A 20708-nucleotide genomic window follows, 5' to 3' on the forward strand; every position below is an offset into this window, starting at 1 on the left:
CCGGCGCCGGCTACGGTGGCGGCGCCGGCGGTGCGGGGGTCAGGCGGTGGCCTTGGTGATGACGTCCGCCACCGCCGCCACGGCCGAGTAGTCGCCCGGGCTGAAGCGGGTCTTGGTGACCGCGAACGCCGTGCCGCTGGGCAGGTGGAGCTCGGCGTGGCTGCCGCCGGCGCCGGGCCAGCCGAGGACGGTCGACGGGTCGGGGCCGTTCTCGACGGGCCGTCCGAGGCCGAAGCCGAGCGCGTACTGGGTGGGGTGGCCGAAGATCTGGTCGACGTCGTTGACGGCGACGGCGGAGATCTCCTCCAGCTGCCCCGGGCTGAGCAGGCGGACGCCGTCGACCTCGCTCTGGAGGGCGGCGTACAGCTTGGCGAGCGCCCGCGCGCTCATGGTGCCGCCGGCGGGGATCTCGGCGCCGAGGTAGTCGCGCCGGTTGACGAGCTCGGCCGAGAGCTGCACGGCCTTGGGCACGGCCTTGAAGTACGTGGGCATCATCTGGGCGAGCATGTCGAGGTCGACCGGGTCGCCGACCTGCACCTGCGGGGCGACGCGGTCGAGGGCGGACTCGGGCACGGCCAGGTAGAGCTCGTCGGCGACGCCGAGCGGGCCGGACACCTTCTCGCGCAGCACCTCCGAGATGCGCTTGCCGGTGGCGCGGCGGACGACCTCGCCGATGATGTAGCCGAACGTCTGGGCGTGGTAGCCGGTCTTGGAGCCGGGCTCCCACCACGGCTCGGCGGCGGCCAGGCCGTTGACGATCTTGTCCCAGTCGGTCAGGTCGTCGCCGGTGGTGTCCTCGGGGACGCCGGGGGTGCCGACGGTGTGGGTCAGCGCGTGCCTGATCGTCGCCTTCTCCTTGCCGTTGGCCCCGTACTCGGGCCAGATCTCGGCGATCGGGGTGTCGTACCCGAAGACGCCTTCACCGACGAGCACGTGCACCACCGTGGAGGTGAGCGCCTTGCCGGCGGAGGTGGCGTAGATGGGGGTGTCGGAGGTGAGTGGCCGTCCGGTCGCCTGGTCGGCGACGCCGGAGACGGCGTCGGCCAGCAGTTCACCGTGACGGTAGACGGCGACCTGCAGACCCGTCTCGGCTCCGGATTCGACTAGCTGGTCGATCGTCTCCTGAACTTGCCGCTGGAGATCGCTCATGGTCCCTGTTTCCCTTGTGATGGTGGATGTCCTCGCCTCAACTGAGGGCCATTCACCGACAGTTTGCTGAGAGAAAAGGTCGCCGGACAACCGAACAGATGAACGCCGCATTCTCGGAGAAATCCGCTGGTTCAGCCCCAGCATTCTCGGAGATGCGCCACGGGCGGACCGGCCAGCAAGATGTGCCAGTAAAGCATGATTCGTAACGCTATTCCTTCGGTTGATTCGGTTGATATCGCGTCACCCGCGCGTGGGGGAGGCTTGATGGCACTGCTCGCGCCACCCGGACCGGCCACGGCCGGCTACTGGAACAGGAAGACCGAGACCATGCCACGCCAGGAGCTGGCCGCCTGGCAGTGGCGCAAGCTGCAGCTCGCGCTCGCCCACGCCCGGGCGAACTCGCCCTTCTGGCGCGAGCGGCTGCCCGAGCGGCTCGACTCGCTGGAGGACTACTTCGCGCGGGTGCCGCTGCTGTACAAGAAGGACCTGATCGCGGCGGAGGAGACGGCGCCGCCGTACGGGACGTGGCCGTCGCTGGACCCGTCCTTCGCCATCCGGCACCACCAGACCAGCGGCACCAGCGGCGACCCGCCCGTGCGCACCTTCGACACCCAGCGCGACTGGACCTGGGGGGTCGACCTGTGGTGCACCGTGCTGCACGGCATGGGCGTGCGGCCCGGCTACACGGGCCTGGTCGCGTTCGGGTACGGGCTGTTCATCGGCTTCTGGGGTATGCACTACGGGCTGGAGCGGATGGGCTGCCGGGTCGTCCCGGCGGGCGGGCTCGACTCCAAGGCGCGCGTGCGCATCCTGGTGGACCTGCAGGTCGAGGTGCTGGGCTGCACGCCGAGCTACGCCATGCGCCTGATCGAGACGGCCAAGGAGATGGGCGTCGACCTGGCGCGCGACGCCAACGTGAAGATCATCATGGCCGGTGGCGAGCCGCGGCCCGAGTCGACCACGCAGGCGATCTCCGAGGCGTTCGGCGCGCGGGTCTTCAACGCGGCCGGGACGACCGAGTTCGGCACGGTGTCGATGTTCGAGTGCCCCTCGCTCAACGGCGGCTGCCACATCATCGAGTCGGGCGTCATCGAAGAGGTGCTGCACCCCGACACGCGGCAGCCGGTCGGCTACGGCGAAGAGGGCATCCGGGTGACGACCGGGCTCGGCCGCGAGGGCATGCAGCTGTTCCGGCACTGGACGGACGACCTCGTGGTCAAGCGGCCGTGGAGCGAGTGCGGCTGCGGCCGGACCTGGGACTGGTTCGACGGCGGCATCCTCGGCCGCCGCGACGACATGCGCAAGATCCGCGGCGTGTCGGTCACCCCGGTCATGGTCGAGGACGTCCTGCGCGGCTTCCCCGAGGTGAACGAGTTCCAGGTGGTGCTGCGGACGATCCGCGGCCTGGACACGATCGTGCTGCGGATCGAGCCCGACGAGATCCCCGGCCTGGACGTCGCCGACCTCGGCGCCCGCGTCAGCACGACGATGAAGCAGGAGGTCGGCATCCGCCCGGACGTGGAGTTCGTGACTCCGGGCACCCTTCCCCGGTTCGAACTGAAGGCGGCGAGGTTCCATGACGAACGCAGATGAGCTCTCCGACAAGCAGGAGCGCCAGCTCCGCGACTGCTACGCGACGCTGCACGAGCTCGCGGAAACCTGCGGAGTCCCCTCCGTCGTGGCCGCGGCGCGCGCCGCCGTGGCCGAGCTGCACGCCGCCCTCGACGGGCAGGCGCTCGACTTCGGGTTCTACTCCCACAAATGGAGCTCCGAGCAGCCCGTGTGAGCAGCCCGTCTGAGCCCGGAGGAGGCAACCATGGCCGGCAGGCCGAAGAAGATAGTCGCGATCAACGGGTCGGAACGCGACGGCAACACCGCCGACGTGCTCGCGTACGCCGCGGGCATCGCCTTCCGGCGCGGCGTCGAGTTCGAGACCATCCACCTGCGTGACATCGACATGATGCGCTGCGGCCCGTGCGGCGACTGCAACGACCGCGTCGTGCGGTGCGTGCAGACCGACGACGTGCCCGGCGTCGTCGACAAGATGATCGAGGCCGACGCCATCATCTACGCCGCCCCCGTGCACGGGTTCGGCACCTCCAGCCTGATGCAGACGTTCATCGAGCGGGCCGGCGTGGGCTATCTGCGCTTCGACCGGCCGCTCAGCAACAAGGTCGCCGGCATCATCGCGCTGGCCCGCCGCTACAGCGCCGGCGAGGTGTGGGCGCAGCTCATGGCCAACGCCCTGCTCAACCGCATGATCGTCGTCGGCGCCGGGTTCCCGGCCACGGTGCACGCCCTGCACAAGGGCGACGCGGCCTTCGACGAGGAGGGCCTCATCAACGTCGGCCGCCAGGTCGAGCGCATGATCGACATGATCGAGCTGCTGGACGACTACCGCGAGCTGACCGGCCGCGACGACATCCTGCCCCCGCCGGAACGCAACGAGCGCGAGGGGCTGGCCTGGAACGCCGCGCGGGAGCGCATGTGAGCGCGCCGCCGGACGACGCCGCGTTCCGCGAGGAGTACCGGCGGCTGCACACCCGCTTCTACGCCGGCGCGATGTCGCGGGACGACTGGGCCGCCTGGCAGGAGCGGCGGCTGGCGAGCGTGCTGCGGCACGTCACCGAGCGCTCGCCGTTCTACCGCCGCCACCTGGCCGGGATCGACCTGGCGCGGGTGACCCCGGACACGCTGCCGCTGCTGCCGTTCACCACCAAGGACGACCTGCGCCGGGAGATGTACGACGTGCTGTCCGGCAGCGTCGCCGAGGCCGCCGTCTACTACGAGACGACCGGCACCACCGGCGCGTCCACGCCCTGCCCGCGCGGGCCCAGGGACGTCATGACGAGCAACTCCGCCGTCGTGGAGGCGTGGCGGCGGCTGTTCGCGGCCCGCTTCGGCGACCGCAGGCCCGTCGTCGGGCTGATGGGCCCCTCCGAGCTGTACGCCTTCGGCGACGTGTTCGGCGCGGTCACCGCCGAGCTGGGCATCTGCCACGTCAAGATCTGGCCGGAGTCGCCGCGCGTCGGCTTCCGCAAGGCGCTGCGGCTCATCGAGGAGCTGGGCGTCGAGGTGCTGGTGTGCGCGCCGGCGCTGTGCCTGAGCCTGGCCAAGGCCGCCCTGCACTACGGCTACGACCTCGACCGGCTGCCGGTGTCGATGTTCCTGGTGCTCGGCGAGGTGTGCACGGGCGCCTTCCGGGCGAACGTCACCTCGCTGTGGCCCGGCGCCGCCGTCTACCCCGCCCTGTACGGGTCGCAGGAGGCCCTGTGCATCGCCACCGGCGCGGTCAGCGGCGACCTGCACCTGTCCAAGCCGAACTACCTGGCCGAGGTCGTCGACCCGGACACCGGTGAGGCGCTGGGCGAGACGGGGGAGGGCGAGCTGGTGCTGACCATGCTGATCGACGGCATCAAGCCGCTGATCCGCTACCGCACCGGCGACCTCGTCCGGATCACCCCGGCGCCGCCCGGCGCGCCCCTGCCCGGGCCGGTCGTCGAGGTCATCGGCCGGGTGGCTGACCGCATCCACCTGGGCAGCGCCACCCTGCAGCCCGCCGAGCTGGAGAGCGCCGTGCTCACCGGCGTCCGGGGCTGCCTGGGCTACCAGATCGTCATCGACCCGGGCGACGAGGTCACGGTGCGCCTGGACCTGCTGCCGGAGATCAGCGGCGACCCGCGCGAGGTGGGCGAGGGCGTGTCGGCGCGGCTGCGCGAGCTGGCCGGGGTGCGCGCCGGGGTCAGCGTGGACGCCGGCCTGGACCCGGTGACGAACACCGGCTCGTTCACGAGCTGGAAGGCGGCCAGGATCCTCGACAACAGGTCGGAGCCCGACCGCGTGGCGCTGGTGGCCCGCGAGGTGGCCCACCGCTACGCGATCACCACCTGAGACGCCGAGGGGCCGTCCGGTCGACGACCGGACGGCCCCTCGGCACGCCGCTGTCCTACCCCTTGTCCAGCTTCACGGCCTGGGCGATGTAGTCGCGCAGCGCCGCGTCGTGCGTCTCCAGGTCGGCCGGCTTCTTGAGCTTCACGTGCCGGGTCTGCTTGCCCGATCCGGCCAGCAGCCCGTGCGCGTCCTCGAAGCTCGCGCCCCGCTCGAAGGCGAACGTGACGTGCGTCTTGCTCAAGCTGATGATCGCCAGGACCTTGTTGTCACGCCAGGAGGGCGACCCGTAGGTCAGCACCTCGCGCGCGTCGGGAGCGGCCTCGGCCATCAGCGCGCGCAGCCCCTCGACGATGTCCTTGTACTCCGGGGAGACCCTGGTCTTCACGAATTCGTCGACGTCCGGGTTACCCATTAGCAGACCTCCTTGTGGTGGTGATGGCTTTCATATCAAGCTGGACGCGTTCGGCGTGACATCTCCGCGGAACAGCCCGTCCGGGTCGACCCGCTGCCGGATCCGGTCCAGCTCGCCGATCTGCTCGGCGCTGAGATGGCCCTGCGGCTGCTCGCTGTCCTCCACGAAGGTGGGCGCGGTCCTGCCGGTGTCCCAGGGCGCGAGCGCCTCACGTACGCGGGCGCAGCGGTCGCGGATGGCCGCGAGGCTGCCGGCGTCCATCACGACGCCCGCGCCCGAATAGGCGTAGGCGGCGTCGAGCCGGTCGAGCGCACCGCCGGGCGCCGGCGGGGCGGCGTACGCGCCGCCGAGCTGCCGCAGCCCCGCGGTGACCAGCGGCGAGCCGGCCGGATCGGCGATCAGGTCGAGCAGGCGGGCGGCGCCGTCGTCGCCGATCTCGCGCAGCAGCAGATGGTCGCCGGCGATGGCGATGGGCTCGTCCGGCTCCATGTGCGCGTCGAGCACCGCGGCGGTGGTGGTCGTCTCCCACGTGTCGAGCACCGGCTCGGCGATCGCGCGCAGCGGCCCGAGCAGGTCGGCGGCGTGCCGCTCGGCGGTGCCGGGGCCGGACTCGGCGTCGAGCACGACGCCGTCGACGCACAGCACCGGGCCGGAGCTCAGCGCGGGCGGGATCTCGGGCAGCGGCGGCAGGTTCATCACCCGCAGCGACGTGCCGGCCTCCCAGGGGGCGTCGAGCGCCCACCGCCGCCAGGCCGACAGCAGCCGGGGGGCGTGCGCGGCCGGCCAGTAGGCGGCCCCGGTGACCACCCGGGCCGCCGGGAAGAGGCCGACCTCGACGGCGGTGACGACGCCGAAGCCGCCCCCGCCGCCGCGCAGCGCCCAGAACAGCTCGGGGTCGGACGCGGCGTCGACGCGGCGCGCCTCGCCGTCGGCAGTCACCAGCTCGATCGCCAGCACGCTGTTGGCGGCCAGCCCGTGCTTGCGGCCGTAGAAGCTCAGCCCGCCGCGCAGCAGGTAGCCGACCACGCCGACGGTCGGCGCCGAGCCGTGCGGCGCGGCCAGCCCGTGGGCGGCGGCGGCCGTCACGACGGCGGCCCACGCGGTCCCGGCGGGCACGCGCGCCACGCGGCGGGCCGCGTCGATCTCGACCTCGCCGTCCATCCGGGTGCGGATCAGCAGGTCGCCGTCCATCGGCCGCCCGGCGGGGGCGCCGTGCCCGGTGCTGTGCGCGCGCACGCCCAGCCCGGCCGCCCTCGCGTGCCGGATGGCGGCCCTGACCTGGTCCACGGTCCGCGCCGTGGTGGCGGCGACCGGCCGCAGCGGGCCCGCCAGGTTGAACACGTGCGTGGCCGCCTCGTACGCCGGATCGCCGGGCGAGGCGATCAACGTGCCCGGCTCGTCAACCACGGTCATGAGCGTCAGCCTCCAGCTCGGGTGCCCGCGTGTCAGGCCGTTGTCCAGCCTCGCACGCGCGGGCCCGCGCCACGTCTTCCAGAATGCGGTTTCGGTCTCGCACACCAGGAGATGTGCCCGGCCGCCCGAGGGGCGCACCATGGCCTCAGGGTGCACCGGATTCGCGGGAGAGCGACGTATTCCATGGCTTCCGAATTCCTCGACACGGCCGCAATCGGCAGGCATTACGACGAGCGCTCGCCCATCGGCGACGTGCTCCGCGACGGCCACATCCACATGTGGTACTGGTACGACGACGAGGACGAGGCGTCGCTGGCCGAGGCCGTGGGCCGCACCAGCCGCAAGGTCGCCGACACGCTCGGGCTGCGCCCCGGCGAACGGCTGCTCGACGCCGGCTGCGGGCCGGGCGCCACCAGCGTCTTCCTGGCCACCGGCTACGGCGCGCGGGTCACCGGGATCTCCATCAGCGAGTTCGAGCTCGGCGCCGCCCGCGAGCGGGCCGCCGCCGCCGGCGTAGCCGACCTGGTCACCTTCGAGTACGGCGACTACACCGACCTGGCCTACGCCGACGGCTCCTTCGACGCCGTCCTGGCCCTGGAGTCGCTGCAGAACGCCCCCGACCTGGCCGCGGTGTTCGCCGAGCTGTTCCGCGTGCTGCGCCCGGGCGGCCGCATCACCTTCTCCGACTTCAGCCTGGAGTCGCAGGCCGAGCCCGAGCGGGTGGCCAAGTTCATGGCCAGCCTCAAACTGCGGGAGCTGCCCACGCTCGCCGAATGGCTCGGCCACGCGCGCGCCGCCGGGTTCGTGCCCGAGGAGTACACCCAGTGCGGGCCGAGGGTCTTCGGCCGCAAGTCCAAGTACCTGCGCACCGCGATGCCCCGCAGGCAGGAGATCGCCGAGCGGTTCGGCGAGGCCGCGGTGACGACGTTCTCGCGGCGCCACGCCGGATTCTTCGCCCCCCGTCCCGACCAGATCGGGTACGTCATCGTCTCCGCCCGCAAACCCCTGCGTTGAGCGCGAGGCGGGCGATCACCACGAAAGGACGCGCACATGACCTTGTCCATGTCCCAGCCGGCCGTCGCCGACCTCGTCGAGTCGTTCTCCGGCGCGGACCCCGACCGGCTCGGCGAGGAGTACCTGCGCCTGGCCGGGCTGCTGCTCGACGGCGGCACGGCGACCGAACTGGCCTCGCCCGCCGTGCCGCTGCTGGTCGAGCTGCTGCGCACCGCGCCCGCGGACCGCAAGGCCCACCCGGCCGTCCTGCTGGGCCTGCTGGCCGGCGCCGAGGACCCCGCCGGTGACGGCGAGCTGGCCACGGCCGTGGGGCGGCAGGTCGACCTCTACCTGGACCTGTGGATCGGCAGCGCGAACGGGCAGCCGCTCTCCCTCGCCCTGGCCTACCTGCTGTCGCACTTCCCCGAGCACCGCGACCGCATCCTGTCCGTCGCCGGCGACCGGGGGCTCGACGTCTACGACCTGTCCAAGCTCGATCGGGCGCTCGCCCGGCTCGACCTGGAAGACCCGGTCATCGGCCGGGTCTTCCCGTCGCCGGCCGTGTGGGCGCTGATGGACGAGGCGGAGCGCGACTTCGACAACTCGTGGATCAAGGCCATGCCCACCGAGCAGATCATCCTCAACTGGGACAAGGACACCAGCACCGTCCGCGGCAACCTGGGCGCCGCAGCCCACTGGGCCGCGCTCAACGGCGCGCCCACCCCCGTCGAGGTCGGCACCGTCCCGCCCCGCGACGAGCTGCCCCCGCCGCCCGACGGCGGCACCGAGCTGTTCGCGCCGCACGCCGCCGCGCTGCGCTGCCCGCGCTGCGCGAGCGGCCTGGACCTCACCGGCGCCGAGGTGCGCTGCGCGGCCTGCGCCGCCGTCTACCCGGTGGCCAACGGCATCCTCAACCTCACCGAGGACGCCGAGCGCAACGCCGGCGACTTCCTCTACAAGCTCGCCGAGGTGCCCAGCATGGGCCACTTCTACGAGGCGTACGCGCGCCCCAACTTCCTGCGGCTGGCCGGCTCCAACTGGGGCACCGCGATCAGCCCCGCCGACGAGGACGCCTACATCACCGAGCACGTCCGCCCGGTCGACGGCCCGGTGCTCGACCTCGCCTGCGGAGCCGGCCGGTGGACGCAGACGCTGACCGAGGCCGTCGGCGCCGACCGCGTCATCGCGCTGGACATGTATCCGCCCATGCTCACCGCCACCCGCAGACGCCTGCCCGAGCTGCCCGCCGTCATGGCGGGCGCGCGCCGCCTGCCCTTCGGCGACGCCACCCTCGGCGCCGTCATGTGCTGGAACGCGCTCCAGGCCTTCCCGGACGACGCGCCGGAGGCCATCAAGGAGATCGGCCGCTGCCTGCGCCCCGGCGGCACGTTCACCTTCCTCACCTTCCACTCCTCCGCCGACCCCGTCTACCGCCACCTGGTCGCCTGCCACTACTTCCCCGGCCACCAGAGCGGCATGGAGCTGTTCGAGCTCGACGACATCAAGGCGTGGCTGGCCGCGGCGGGCCTGACGATCCGCCACGAGCACGGCCCCGGCACCTTCGTCCTCATCACCGCCGAGCGCCCCGCCTGACGACCGGGAACGACGACGCGAAACCAGAAGGGCCGCTGCCGATCCGATCGGCAGCGGCCCTTCTCCCTCGCCCGGGTATCAGCGGTTCAGCTTGAGCTGCACCACCTTCTCCAGGTCGGCGGCCGAGTAGTCGCGCCCCGCCGAGGCGGTGCTGAACGACTCCACGGCCAGGCTGTGCCCAGGGCTCGTCGCCGGGTTGCGGAAGCCCGTGCCGATCGCGTACGCGTTGTACTCGTCCAGCAGCTTCTGCGCCTCCGCGGTGGCGGCCGTGAAGCGCGCCAGCGGGTCGGCCCCCCGCGTCAGCACGTCGTCCATCGCCCGCGTCATGACGTCCTGGTTGCCGGCGAAGTCGCCGAACAGCGCGCCCCGCGACACCGGCACCGGCCCGCCGCCGGGCAGCGCCCGGCTGGGGTACCTGCTGACGTGCTCGTAGCCGAGCCGGTGGTACGGGTGCTGGTCGAACCAGCCCTCGTCCTCCAGCAGCCGGTAGGAGGCGTGCGTGATCGGGATGAAGCTGCTGAACTTGTGCCGGTCGGCCGCGTTGCGCGGATTGTGCAGGAACTGGATGAGCGCGAGCGCGCCGTCCTGCGTGTCCGCGTCGAGGCCGTTCGCCAGCCACAGCGACGTGCCCGCCACCGCGTTGCCCACGTACGGCACCTCGCCGTTGTACGGGAAGACCCCCACCTCGACGTCGAACCCGTTCTTGTGCGCCGCCTGCACCATGTAGTTGACATCGTTGGACGAGGTCAGCCGGATCGCCACGTCACGCTCGGCGAAGGCCCGGAACGTGCCCGCCCAGTCGGGGATCTTGCCGGTGTAGAGACAGTGGCCGCGCGCGTGCAGCCGCCGCCACCACTCCACCCACGCCAGCATCTCCTCCGAGGCCAGGTACGCCGTGGTGGCCCGCCCCGACCGGCCGTTGTCGTTGTCCACCAGCAGCCCGCCCTGCGTGGCCAGCGCCTGCTGGAAGAACGTGCCGTGGTTGGACCAGGTGATGGGGAACGCCGGCCGGTCGCCGCGCAGCCCGGCGATCCGCTCGCACACCTCGTCGACCTCGGCCCACGTCTGCGGCAGCTCCGTCACGCCGGCCGCCCGCAGCATCCCCTTGTTGGCGAACAGCAGGCTCGTCGTGCCGCCGGACGGCATCGAGGTGAGATCCCCGTCGAGCGAGTAGTACTCGCGGAAGGCCGGCAGCAGGTCGTCGATCACCACCGGCTCGCCCAGGATCTCCGTCCGGCCGCCGATCGCCCGCTCCAGCGACGTGAACACCGGCTCCCCGTCGGGACCGACCAGGTCGCGGGCGGCCTGGCCCATGTAGAAGTAGTACTCGGCCACGGCCGGCCGCTGCCCGCTCGCCGCCGCCTGCGCGACCTGCAGCGGGAAGGTCCAGAAGTCCTTGCCCTCGATGTTCACCTCGTAGTCGGGATGGGCCCGCTCGAAGTCCCTGCCCTGCTCCCGCCACCGGTCCATCCACCCGGGAAAGGTCAGGTCCGGCACCCACACGTCCAGCACGATCTTCTTCTTCATGCGATCCCCCGGTGTTGCGCGGTCAGCTTCTCCAGGTCGGGCACGATGTCCGACGGGCTCGGGCGGTCCAGCCACTCCTCGTGCAGGGCGTCGGCGCCCGCCTTGTACGCCGGGTCCTCCAGGGTGCTGACGATCAGCGCGCGGACCTCCTCGGCGGACTGCTTCTGGTGGTCGAGCCGGAACCCGGCGCCCCGGCCGACGATGTACGAGGCGGCGATCGGCGACAGGATGTGCCGCTCGGGGATGACGCTGCCGCCCTCCTCGGTGAACTCCAGGCGCTGAGACTCGTCCGTGTCGGCGATGATCTGCGGCACGTTGGCGGCGACGGAGGCCCAGAACGTGCCGCTGGAGCCGTGGTTGATGCTGGCCGAGCAGGTCGGCAGCAACTGCGAGAGCGGCACGTAGTCCACGACGCGGACGTTGTCCGGGATCGGCGGCAGGCCGACGAGCTGGTTGGCGTCGAGCGTGGCGACGAGCTCTACGTCGAGGTCGGCCACCGCCTCCAGGATCTTCGGGGTGCGCCATTCGCCCTGGTGGTAGGTGCGGGTCGACAGGCCCAGCGACAGGGCGATCCGGGGCCGCTCGGGCGGCCCGTACAGCCAGGAGGGTTTGACGCCGCCGCCGTTGTACGGGATCCAGCGCACCGGCAGCGACGTGAGCGTGGTCGAGACGCGCATCTCGGGCGGCAGCGGGTCCACCGTCCACTGGCCGAGCAGCAGCTCCTCGTCCACCTCGACGCCGTAGCGCTCGGCCAGCGGGCGGACCGCGTCGGCCAGCGGGTTGCCGGCGGCGGCCGGGCCGCGGGCGGCGAACAGCTCGGTGGCCCAGCCGCTGTAGTCGGGGCCCATGATGACGCGCGCGTGCGCCGCGCCGGCCGCGCGCGCCGCCACGGCGCCGCCGGGGAACCACGGGTCCCACAGCACCAGGTCGGGCCGCCAGGCGAGCGCGAACTCCACCAGCGCCACGTTGTCCGCGCTCGGCTCCGGCGGCAGGTGGTACTTGGCCGCCGACAGCAGGAACTGGTAGAAGACGTCCCAGCTGTCGCGGTCGGCCGGGGAGACGCCCAGCTCCGCCGCCAGCCGGTCCATCTCGGGCACGTTCGGCGCCAGGTCGGGCCGGGCCCAGCCTTGCGCGGTCGTCTCCGGGACGCCGCACACCACCGCCGTCAGCCCGGCGGCGGTGATGTCGTCCTCGGCGCCCGGCGGGCACGCGATGACGACCTCGTGCCCGGCGGTCTGCAGCGCGTGGGCGTACGGGACGGCCGGGAACAGATGGCATCTCTGGGGCCAGACGGTGAGCATCACTCGCATGGAGGCTCCTTGGGATCTAGAGATGTGCGTGGGTCGACCGGTAGCGCCTCAGGTGCTCGCCGGTGAGGGAGTCGGGGGACTGCAGGAGTTCCAGCGGGGTCCCGGTGAACACGATGCGGCCGCCGTCCTTGCCGCCGTCGGGGCCCAGGTCGATGACGTGGTCCGCCTGCTGGACGACGTCCAGGTTGTGCTCGATGGCCACCACGGTGTCGCCCTGGCGGACCAGCGTGTCGAGGAGCGTGAGCAGGGTGGTGATGTCTGACATGTGCAGGCCGGTGGTGGGCTCGTCCAGGACGTAGACGGTGCCGGTGCGGTGCAGTTGCGCGGCCAGCTTGATGCGCTGCAGCTCGCCGCCCGACAGCGTGCTGAGCGGCTGCCCGAGCGTCAGGTAGTCGAGGCCGACGTCCGTGAGCGCCCGCAGCTTGCGGCGCAGCGCGGGCTGCGTGAACGCGTCGACGGCCTGCTCGGCGGGCAGCGCCAGCACGTCGGCGATGGACCTGCCGTCGAGCCGGTGCGCGAGCACGTCCTGGTGGAACCGGCTGCCGTCGCAGGCGGTGCAGCGGACGGTGACCGGGTCCATGTAGGCGAGCTCGGTGATGATGACGCCGCGGCCCTGGCACTCGGCGCAGGCGCCCTCGGAGTTGAAGCTGAACAGGCTCGCCGGCTGCCCGCTGGCCTGCGCGAACAGCTTCCTGATCGGGTCCATCAGGCCCAGGTACGTGGCGGGCGTGGAGCGGGCGGAGGCGGCGATGGGCGACTGGTCGACGTAGACGGCCTCGGGGTACGCGCGGGTGAACACGTCGGCGATTAGCGTGCTCTTGCCCGAGCCCGCGACGCCGGTGACCACCGTGAGCACGCCGAGGGGGATGTCCACCGACACGTCCTTGAGGTTGTGCAGGGTGGCCCCGGTGATCGGCAGGACGCCGCGCGGCTGCCGGAACTCGGTCTTCATCGTGGTCGCCGCGCGCAGGCCCCGGCCGGTGGGCGTGTCGGCCTCGCGCAGCCCCGCGAACGAGCCGGTGTAGACGATCTCGCCGCCGTGCGCGCCCGCCCCGGGGCCGAGGTCCACGACGTGGTCGGCGATGGCGATGACGTCCGGGTCGTGCTCGACGACGAGCACGGTGTTGCCCTGGTCGCGCAGCGTGCGCAGCAGGTCGTTGAGCCGTCCCACGTCACGCGGGTGCAGGCCGACGCTGGGCTCGTCGAAGACGTACGTCATGCCGGTCAGCGTGCTGCCCAGGTAGCGGACCAGCTTGAGCCGCTGGCCCTCGCCGCCCGACAGCGTCGAGGTGGCGCGGTCCAGGCTGAGGTAGCCGAGCCCGATCGCCGCCACGCGCCGCAGCGCCACCGCGGCCGAGCGGGCGATGGGGGTGGCCACCGGGTCGTCGATGCCGTCGAGCACCTCGATCAGGTCGGTGACCTGCATGCGGGTCCACTCGGCGATGTTGCGCCCGCCGATCGTGGTCGCCAGCGCCGCCGGGTTCAGCCGCGCGCCGTCGCAGTCGGGGCAGACGCCCTCGGAGATGAACCGCTGGATCGTCTCGCGGGTCCGCTCGCTGGTCTTGCTCATGTCACGCTTGACGCCCAGCCGGGTGAACCGGTCGAGCAGGCCCTCGTAGTTCGTCTTGTACGAGCCGCTCTTCGTGGTGAGCTGGACCTTGCCGCCGGTGCCGTGGAGGAAGAAGTCCATCTCCTCCCGCGTGTAGTCGCGCACCGGCTTGGCCGGGTCGAGCTTGCCGCTGTTGGCGTACAGCTGCCAGTCGGGGGTGCCGACGCCGTAGCCGGGGACCAGGATCGCGCCGTCGGCCAGCGACTTGTCGCGGTCCAGCATCAGGTCCACGTCGGCGCGGACGCTGCGGCCGAGGCCGTCGCAGCCGGTGCACATGCCGCGCGGGTTGTTGAAGGAGTACGTCGAGGCCAGGCCGTCGGTCGGCGTGCCGTAGCGGGCGAACAGGGACCGGATGACCGAGTAGATGTCGGTGATCGTCCCCACCGTGGAGCGGGCGTTGCCGCCGAGCGGCTTCTGGTCCACGACGACCGGCGGCGTGAGGTTCTCGATGGCGTCGGCCAGCGGACGCTCGTACTTGGGCAGCTGGTTGCGGATGAACCACGGGTAGGTGCCGTTGAGCTGCCGCTGGGCCTCCACCGCCACGGTGTCGAAGACGATGGACGACTTGCCCGATCCCGACACGCCGGTGAAGACGGTGATCTGGTTCTTCGGGATGGTGAGGGACACGTCCTTGAGGTTGTGCTCCCGCGCCCCGGTGATCCTGATGACGTCGAGGCTGGGGGAGACGGCCGGCGCGGGGGCCGGGTCTGCTGTGACGCTCACTGGTGCTCCTGTTCCTGCGGCGCGGGAGACACGGTGATCCGGCCGAGGTGTTCCGATCCCCGGCCGGATCACTGGCCCGCGCTACTTGGCTGCGGTCTCGGCCACCGGCTGGTCCGCCCCGGCGGGGGCGGCGCCGGGCTCGCCGGCCTGCTCGCCGTCGCCCGCCTGCTCGCCGCCGTCCGGCTGGTCGCCGGTGGGCGGGGCGTGCCGGAGCGCGACGGCGGCCACGGTGGCCAGGACGAGCGCGACGACGGCGCTGGCGACGGCGGTGGAGTTCATCGCCGAGGTGAACGCCTCGCGGGCGGCGGTGAGCAGCTGCGCCGCCACCGGCCCCGTCACCTGCTCGACGGCCGTGTAGGCGCCGGCGATGCTCTCCTGGGCGGTCCGCGCCGCCTCGGCGGGCACGCCCGCGGGCAGGCCGCCGCTGAGGCTGCTCTGGTAGACGGCGGTGCCGACGCTGCCCATGACCGCGATGCCGAACGCGATGCCGAACTCGCCGCTGGTCTCCGACATCGCCGACGCCGACCCGGCCTTCTCCGGCGGCACGGAGCCGATGATGAGCCCGGTGCCGAGCGCGCCCATCGGGCCCGCGCCGAGCGAGCTGACGATGAGGCCGGTGACCAGCAGCGCGACGCCCGCCGAGCTGCCGACCTGGGTCAGCAGCAGGTAGCCGACCGCGGTGACCACGAGGCCGCCGGCGATCACGTACCCGGGCCTGATCTTGCGGGCGACGGCGGGGGCCGCCATCACGCCGAAGATGGTGGCGATGGTCGAGGGCACCAGCCAGGCGCCCGCCTGCAGCGGCGAGAGGCCCTCGACCGTCTGCAGGTAGAGGTTGACCAGCAGGTACGTGCCGCTCATGATGCCGCCGCCCACCATGATCACCAGGGCGGCGCTGAACGAGCGGTTGGCGAACAGCCGCAGGTCGAGCAGCGGGCTGGCGAGGCTGCGCTGGCGCTGCACGAACAGCACGCCGACGATGAGGCCGACGGCGACGGCGGTGATGTTCACCGGCTGCCAGCCGCTCCTGGCGACCTCCTTGAGCCCGTAGATGACGGGCAGGATCGCGCCGAGCGACAGGGCCACGCTGACCAGGTCGACCCGGCCGCTCTCGGCGTCGCGGTATTCGGGCAGCAGCTTCGGCCCCGCCAGCAGGAGCAGCGCCATGACCGGCACGCCCAGCAGGAAGACCGAGCCCCACCAGAAGTTCACCAGCAGCACGCCGCCGACGACGGGGCCGATCGCCATGCCGCCCATGAAGCAGCTCATCCACACGGCGATGGCGACGCCCATCTGCTGGGGGTTCTTGAACATCACGCCGAGCAGCGACATGGTGGACGGCATCAGCGTGGCGCCGGCGATGCCCATGAGCGCCCGGGAGACGATCAGCATCTCCGCGCTGGTCGAGTACGCGGCGGCCACGGAGGCGGCGGCGAACGCGACGGCGCCGATCAGCAGCAGTCTGCGCCGGCCGACCCGGTCGCCCACCGTGCCCATCGTGACCAGGAACCCGGCGATCAGGAAGCCGTAGATATCGGTGATCCAGAGCTGCTGGGTCGCGCTCGCGCCCAGGTCCTGGCTCAGGTGCGGCAGCGCCAGGTACAGCGCGCTCATGTCCAGCGACAGCAGCAGGGTCGGCAGGGCCAGTACGGCCAGGCCGATCCACTCCTTGCGACCGGCCCGCACATCGGACCCGGCGCCGGAGCTCACATCCATGGGAGATCCTTCCGTCTGGGGGGTTTCCAGGGCCCTCGGCCCTAGTGCAGGGGGGAATCCGGAGTGGTGACGACGGCTCGCAGGACGGTGGTGAACTCCGAGGCCCAGGCGGCCATCGTGTCCGGGTTCCACAGGTTGGTGTTGTAGCCGAGAGTGCCGATGATCTCCCCGGCCGGTGTGATGTTGAGCTCGCACAGCGCGCCGTCCGGGATGTCGCCGCCGGACGGCTGCGACAGCAGGCGGGGCACCTCGGCGTACTCGACGTCGCCGACGCGCTCGCCGTTCATCGCGAACGGCGAGTGGAAGACCTGGAACAGGAACAGCCCGCCGTCGTCGGCCGCCGCCGTGCTCATGAGCTGCGGGGCCTGCGCGACGATCTGCGAGAACGGGATGTCGTGCGCGTAGCTCTCCAGGCAGCTCGCCCGCACGAGCCGGGCCACGTCGCCGAACGTGTCGCAGCCCGTCAGGTCGGTGCGCAGCGGCACGAAGTTGAAGAACGACCCGACGGTCTGGTGGAAGCGCATCGCGGTGCGCCCGGTGGTGAACGTCGGCACCACGACGTCGCTGACGCCGGTGATGCGGCGCAGCACGATCGCGTGGGCGGCGAACAGGACCATGAACGGCGAGCAGCGCAGCTTCGCCGCCGCCTTCCTCGTCGCGGCGCTCAGCTCGGCGCCGACGGTGAAGCGGTGCCAGCCGGTGGTCTTGGGCAGCCCGGCCGAGCGGGGGTGGTCGGTGGGGAAGGTGAGCATCTCGGCGCCGCTCAGCTTCTCCCGCCAGAACGCGCGTGCCCCGTCGAGCTCGTCGGAGGCGGCCCGCTCCCGCTCCCACGCCGCGTACTCGCGGTACTGCGGCGGCGGGGGCGGCAGCTCCACCGGGTGCCCGCGCCGGACGGCGTAGCAGAGCGCCACCTCGCGCATGATCACGTGCATCGACCACGCGTCGGCGGCGGTGTGATGGACGGCCAGCACGAGCACCGCGTCGGCCGAATCGAAGCGGCCGAGCACGGCGCGCAGCAGCGGCACCGACGTCGCGCTGTAGGAGCCGGACTCCACCTCGTTGACCAGCTCGCTCGCCCGCAGGTCACGCGCGTCCGCGCCGGTGTCCGACAGGTCGCGCACCTCCAGCTCCACCGGTCCCGGCGGCATGATCCGCTGGTGGCTGTCGCCGGGCTCGCGGACGAGCAGCGTCCGCAGCGCCTCGTGCCGCGCCACGACGTCGCCCAGGGCCGCCCGCAGCGTCCCGTCGTCGACCTCGCCGCGCACCCGGCAGGCGTAGAAGATGTTGTACGCCGGTCCGAACGGCCCCGAGTCGTCACCCTCGTCGAAGACGGACAGGAATTCCTGGTTGAGGGAAAGCGGAACGCGGCTCACCGGCTCGCTCGGCGTGTTCAGGATTTCGGTGACGCTCACCACGGGTCCCTTCACTGAAATTCGCCGCAAGGCGCGTCCCGGACGGACTGAAAGAATATCCGCGACGCACTTTCCGGACTTATTCTGGATTGCTGTCTTTCACCGGCCGATGCCCAGGTAGAGGTAACCGAGCCGGCGCAGTTCGGCGATCTTTTCCTTGCTGTAGTAGGCCCGGCCGTCGAGAATGAGGCAGTTGCCCGCCACCGGCAGCGCCGCGTAGTCGATGTCCGCGAAGTCGTGGTGGTTCGCCATGATGGCCACGCAGTCGGCGTCGCGGACCGTCTCGTCGAGGGACTCGGTCGGGGCGATGCCGAACAGCGTCTCGGCCTGGAACGGGTCGACCAGCGGATCGTGCAGCCTGACCGTCGCGCCGGCCTTGAGCAGGGCGGTGACGACGCCCTCGACGGGGGTCGCGCGCAGGTCGCCGGTGTTGTTCTTGAAGGCCGCGCCCAGGATGGCGACGGTCGCCGTGGCCGGGTCCTTGCCCTGGCCGACCAGCGTGTCGATGATGAGCTGGCTGGCGTGCTCGGGCATGCCGAGGTTGACCTTGCGGCCGGTCGGCGGCGTGTGGAGCTCGACGCCGCGGCGGCGGGCGGCGTGCCAGACCATCCACGGGTCCTTGACCAGGCACGAGCCGCCGACCCCCACACTGGGCAGCAGGATGTTGACCTTGCTCTTGCCCTTGGTGATCGTGTTCGCGGCGGCGATCACGTCCAGGACGTCGACGTCGTAGGCGGCGCAGAACTTGGCCAGCTCGTTGGCCAGCGCGATGTTGAGGTCGATCCACCAGTTGTCGGCCAGCTTGACGATCTCGGCAGCCTCGGGGGAGTCCTGGGTGATCACCTCGACGCCGAGCGCCTGCCGCCAGAACAGGGCGGCGTCCGCCGTGCTGTCGTCGTCGACGCCGCCCACCACGATCGGCAGCGAGCGCAGCTCCCGCAGCGCGGTCCCCTCGGCGAACCGCTCCGGGGTGAAGGCGAGGTTGAAGTCCACGCCGCAGGCCAGGCCGCCGCCCTCCAGCAGCGGCCGGACGAAGTCGCGCGTCGTGCCGGGCGGGACCGTGCTCTTGACCAGCACGAGCTGCCCGGCCCGCAGATGGCGGCCCACCTGCTCGGACGCCTGCCCGAGCTGGTCCTCCACCATGGAGCCGTCGGTGCGCACCGGCGTGCCGACCGCCAGCAGCAGCACGTCGGCGTCGCGGACCGCCGCGAAACTCGTCGTCAGCCGCAGCCGGCCGGCCATGATGGCGGCCTCCAGCAGCGGGGCCAGGCCGTCCTCCTGATAGCGGCAGTGGCCCTCGGTCAATTCGTCGATCAGCCTGGCGTTGGTGTCGATGCCGATCACGTCCCACCCGCGCTCGGCGAGGATGGCGGCGTAACAGGAGCCGACGTAGCCGAGTCCGATGACCGCCACTTTCGGCTGCTCGTTTTCCCGCAGGCATCGCATGAACGTTCCCCCTTTAGGGCGACCGGTCGAAATTCCTGTTGCCAGCACAACGCAATTCCCGGCGGCGCGCATCTTGTGGGTTGCCTGGCCGGGCGCAATACAGGAGATGCGACGGGAATGGAGGTGGCCGATGCTGTGGAGTGGTGCATCGACGAAGGGCGTGAGATGAACGAACACAAGGCGTTGATCCTCGACGAGGTGCGTAAATACCACGCCGATGTGGCACCCTCCGGGGATTTCGAGCCGGGCGTCACCGAGATCTGGCCCACCGGGGCGGTGCACGACGTGGCGGACCGGCTGGCGCTGGTCGAGGCCGCCCTCGACCTCCGCGTCGCCGGCGGCACCAGGGCCAGGAAGTTCGAATCGGTCTTCGCGCGCAAGATGAAGCGGCGCAAGGCGCACCTGACCAACTCGGGCTCCTCCGCCAACCTGCTGGCGGTGTCGGCGCTGACCTCCCACCGGCTGGAGGACGCCCGGCTGCGGCCCGGCGACGAGGTGATCACCGTCGCGGCGGCGTTCCCGACCACGGTCAACCCGATCCTGCAGAACGGGCTCGTCCCCGTCTACGTGGACGTGGAGCTCGGCACGTACAACCCGACCGTCGACATGGTCGCCCGGGCCATCGGCCCGAAGACGCGCGCCATCATGATCGCGCACACCGTCGGCAACCCGTTCGCCGTCGCCGAGATGGCCGAACTGGCCGCCGAGCACGAGCTCTTCCTCATCGAGGACAGCTGCGACGCCGTCGGCTCCACCTACGACGGCGAGCCCGTCGGCACCTTCGGCGACCTCACCACCGTGAGCTTCTACCCGGCCCACCACATGACGATGGGCGAGGGCGGCTGCGTGCTGACCTCCAGCCTGCTGCTGTCACGCATCGTCGAATCGCTGCGCGACTGGGGCCGCGACTGCTGGTGCGAGCCCGGCGAGAGCAACACGTGCCTGAAGAGGTTCAACTACCAGATGGGCACGCTGCCGCACGGCTACGACCACAAGTACATCTACTCGCACGTCGGCTACAACCTGAAGATCACCGAGCTGCAGGCCGCGCTCGGCCTGAGCCAGCTCGGCAAGCTCGACGACTTCTGCGCCGCCCGCCGCCACAACTGGCGCCGGCTGCGCGAGGGCCTCGAAGGCGTCCCGCACCTGATCCTGCCCGAGGCCACCCCCCGCTCCGACCCGAGCTGGTACGGCTTCGTCCTCACCGTCGACCCGGCCGCGCCGTTCGACGCCAAGGAACTCGTGGACTTCCTGGAGGACCGCAAGATCGGCACTCGCCGCCTCTTCGCCGGCAACCTGCTGCGCCACCCCGCCTACCTCGACCGCGACCACCGCGTGGTGGGCGAGCTGACCAACACCGACATCATCACCACCCACACCTTCCACGTCGGCGTGTACCCCGGACTGACCGACCAGATGATCGACTACGTGGTCGCGTCGATCAAGGAGTTCGTCGCCGCGCGCGGATGACCGTGTGACAGAAGCCGAGAAGGTGATTCCTCATGGGCCGGACC

At 71.6% G+C, this 20708-nt stretch carries 16 protein-coding genes; 7 read left to right on the forward strand and 9 right to left on the reverse strand.

Annotation, left to right across the window (positions count from 1 at the left end; translation table 11 throughout):
* Positions 1-39: 39 nt before the first annotated feature.
* Positions 40-1149: a serine hydrolase domain-containing protein gene (locus tag AB0G11_RS44545; RefSeq protein ID WP_219508718.1), complete on the reverse strand. Its 1110-nt coding sequence runs from the start codon at positions 1147-1149 to the stop codon at positions 40-42.
* Between the two features lie 264 nt (positions 1150-1413).
* On the opposite strand from AB0G11_RS44545, the gene AB0G11_RS44550 reads away from it, so the two are divergent.
* From AB0G11_RS44550 to AB0G11_RS44565, 4 genes are read left to right on the forward strand one after another with little or no spacing between them, the layout of a single operon-like run.
* Positions 1414-2742, forward strand: coding sequence for an AMP-binding protein (locus AB0G11_RS44550; RefSeq protein WP_219508717.1), 1329 nt, complete (start codon positions 1414-1416; stop codon positions 2740-2742).
* Positions 2726-2935, forward strand: coding sequence for a DUF6052 family protein (locus tag AB0G11_RS44555; RefSeq protein ID WP_219508715.1), 210 nt, complete (start codon positions 2726-2728; stop codon positions 2933-2935). Before AB0G11_RS44550 ends, AB0G11_RS44555 begins: the two co-directional genes overlap by 17 nt.
* Before the next feature lie 30 nt (positions 2936-2965).
* A complete protein-coding gene (locus AB0G11_RS44560; protein ID WP_219508713.1) occupies positions 2966-3640 on the forward strand; it encodes an NAD(P)H-dependent oxidoreductase in 675 nt (224 codons plus the stop codon).
* On the forward strand, positions 3637-5040 hold the full coding sequence (locus tag AB0G11_RS44565; RefSeq protein WP_219508711.1) for an AMP-binding protein: 1404 nt from the start codon (positions 3637-3639) through the stop codon (positions 5038-5040). The genes AB0G11_RS44560 and AB0G11_RS44565 overlap by 4 nt, the downstream gene beginning before the upstream one ends.
* Positions 5041-5095: 55 nt before the next feature.
* On the opposite strand, the gene AB0G11_RS44570 is transcribed toward AB0G11_RS44565, so the two are convergent.
* Both AB0G11_RS44570 and AB0G11_RS44575 read right to left on the reverse strand, forming a co-directional pair.
* The gene (locus AB0G11_RS44570; RefSeq protein WP_219508709.1) at positions 5096-5452 is read right to left on the reverse strand and encodes a DUF1801 domain-containing protein; all 357 of its coding nucleotides are present in this window, start codon (positions 5450-5452) and stop codon (positions 5096-5098) included.
* Positions 5453-5482: 30 nt separating this feature from the next.
* Positions 5483-6865, reverse strand: a complete 1383-nt coding sequence (locus AB0G11_RS44575) for an FAD-binding protein (protein ID WP_357592980.1) — start codon at positions 6863-6865, stop codon at positions 5483-5485.
* Positions 6866-7048: 183 nt separating this feature from the next.
* Here AB0G11_RS44575 and AB0G11_RS44580 point away from each other — a divergent pair, with 183 nt between their 5' ends.
* Both AB0G11_RS44580 and AB0G11_RS44585 read left to right on the forward strand, forming a co-directional pair.
* Positions 7049-7879 (forward strand): methyltransferase domain-containing protein, encoded by an 831-nt coding sequence (locus tag AB0G11_RS44580; protein WP_357592981.1) that lies wholly within the window; start codon positions 7049-7051, stop codon positions 7877-7879.
* Positions 7880-7915: 36 nt separating this feature from the next.
* Positions 7916-9451, forward strand: coding sequence for a class I SAM-dependent methyltransferase (locus AB0G11_RS44585; protein WP_357592982.1), 1536 nt, complete (start codon positions 7916-7918; stop codon positions 9449-9451).
* A 78-nt stretch (positions 9452-9529) separates the two neighbouring features.
* Here AB0G11_RS44585 and AB0G11_RS44590 read toward each other — a convergent pair whose 3' ends face one another.
* The 6 genes from AB0G11_RS44590 to AB0G11_RS44615 form a co-directional block, all read right to left on the reverse strand.
* Positions 9530-10978: an extracellular solute-binding protein gene (locus tag AB0G11_RS44590; protein WP_357592983.1), complete on the reverse strand. Its 1449-nt coding sequence runs from the start codon at positions 10976-10978 to the stop codon at positions 9530-9532.
* Positions 10975-12288: a nucleotide disphospho-sugar-binding domain-containing protein gene (locus tag AB0G11_RS44595; RefSeq protein WP_219508704.1), complete on the reverse strand. Its 1314-nt coding sequence runs from the start codon at positions 12286-12288 to the stop codon at positions 10975-10977. The genes AB0G11_RS44590 and AB0G11_RS44595 overlap by 4 nt, the downstream gene beginning before the upstream one ends.
* Positions 12289-12304: 16 nt before the next feature.
* Complete coding sequence (locus AB0G11_RS44600) at positions 12305-14620, reverse strand: excinuclease ABC subunit UvrA (RefSeq protein ID WP_357592984.1); 2316 nt, start codon at positions 14618-14620, stop codon at positions 12305-12307.
* Positions 14621-14701: 81 nt separating this feature from the next.
* The gene (locus tag AB0G11_RS44605) at positions 14702-16336 is read right to left on the reverse strand and encodes an MFS transporter (RefSeq protein ID WP_357592986.1); all 1635 of its coding nucleotides are present in this window, start codon (positions 16334-16336) and stop codon (positions 14702-14704) included.
* Between the two features lie 41 nt (positions 16337-16377).
* Complete coding sequence (locus tag AB0G11_RS44610) at positions 16378-17748, reverse strand: condensation domain-containing protein (RefSeq protein WP_357592988.1); 1371 nt, start codon at positions 17746-17748, stop codon at positions 16378-16380.
* 99 nt (positions 17749-17847) lie between these two features.
* On the reverse strand, positions 17848-19161 hold the full coding sequence (locus tag AB0G11_RS44615; RefSeq protein WP_357592990.1) for a nucleotide sugar dehydrogenase: 1314 nt from the start codon (positions 19159-19161) through the stop codon (positions 17848-17850).
* Positions 19162-19359: 198 nt separating this feature from the next.
* Between AB0G11_RS44615 and rfbH the strand changes: the two genes are divergently transcribed.
* Entirely contained in the window at positions 19360-20664 is a 1305-nt protein-coding gene (gene rfbH / locus AB0G11_RS44620) for a lipopolysaccharide biosynthesis protein RfbH (protein WP_219508699.1), read from the forward strand.
* Positions 20665-20708 lie beyond the last annotated feature (44 nt).

The organism is Nonomuraea sp. NPDC023979 (assembly GCF_040639085.1).
Taxonomy (GTDB): domain Bacteria; phylum Actinomycetota; class Actinomycetes; order Streptosporangiales; family Streptosporangiaceae; genus Nonomuraea; species Nonomuraea ceibae.

Coding starts and splice junctions, on each gene's coding strand:
- AB0G11_RS44590 (WP_357592983.1), bottom strand. CDS start 10,978: ATGAAGAAGAAGATCGTGCTGGACGTGTGGGTGCCGGACCTGACCTTT.
- AB0G11_RS44575 (WP_357592980.1), bottom strand. CDS start 6,865: ATGACCGTGGTTGACGAGCCGGGCACGTTGATCGCCTCGCCCGGCGAT.
- AB0G11_RS44560 (WP_219508713.1), top strand. CDS start 2,966: ATGGCCGGCAGGCCGAAGAAGATAGTCGCGATCAACGGGTCGGAACGC.
- rfbH (WP_219508699.1), top strand. CDS start 19,360: ATGAACGAACACAAGGCGTTGATCCTCGACGAGGTGCGTAAATACCAC.
- AB0G11_RS44550 (WP_219508717.1), top strand. CDS start 1,414: ATGGCACTGCTCGCGCCACCCGGACCGGCCACGGCCGGCTACTGGAAC.
- AB0G11_RS44595 (WP_219508704.1), bottom strand. CDS start 12,288: ATGCGAGTGATGCTCACCGTCTGGCCCCAGAGATGCCATCTGTTCCCG.
- AB0G11_RS44570 (WP_219508709.1), bottom strand. CDS start 5,452: ATGGGTAACCCGGACGTCGACGAATTCGTGAAGACCAGGGTCTCCCCG.
- AB0G11_RS44605 (WP_357592986.1), bottom strand. CDS start 16,336: ATGGATGTGAGCTCCGGCGCCGGGTCCGATGTGCGGGCCGGTCGCAAG.
- AB0G11_RS44585 (WP_357592982.1), top strand. CDS start 7,916: ATGACCTTGTCCATGTCCCAGCCGGCCGTCGCCGACCTCGTCGAGTCG.
- AB0G11_RS44545 (WP_219508718.1), bottom strand. CDS start 1,149: ATGAGCGATCTCCAGCGGCAAGTTCAGGAGACGATCGACCAGCTAGTC.
- AB0G11_RS44580 (WP_357592981.1), top strand. CDS start 7,049: ATGGCTTCCGAATTCCTCGACACGGCCGCAATCGGCAGGCATTACGAC.
- AB0G11_RS44555 (WP_219508715.1), top strand. CDS start 2,726: ATGACGAACGCAGATGAGCTCTCCGACAAGCAGGAGCGCCAGCTCCGC.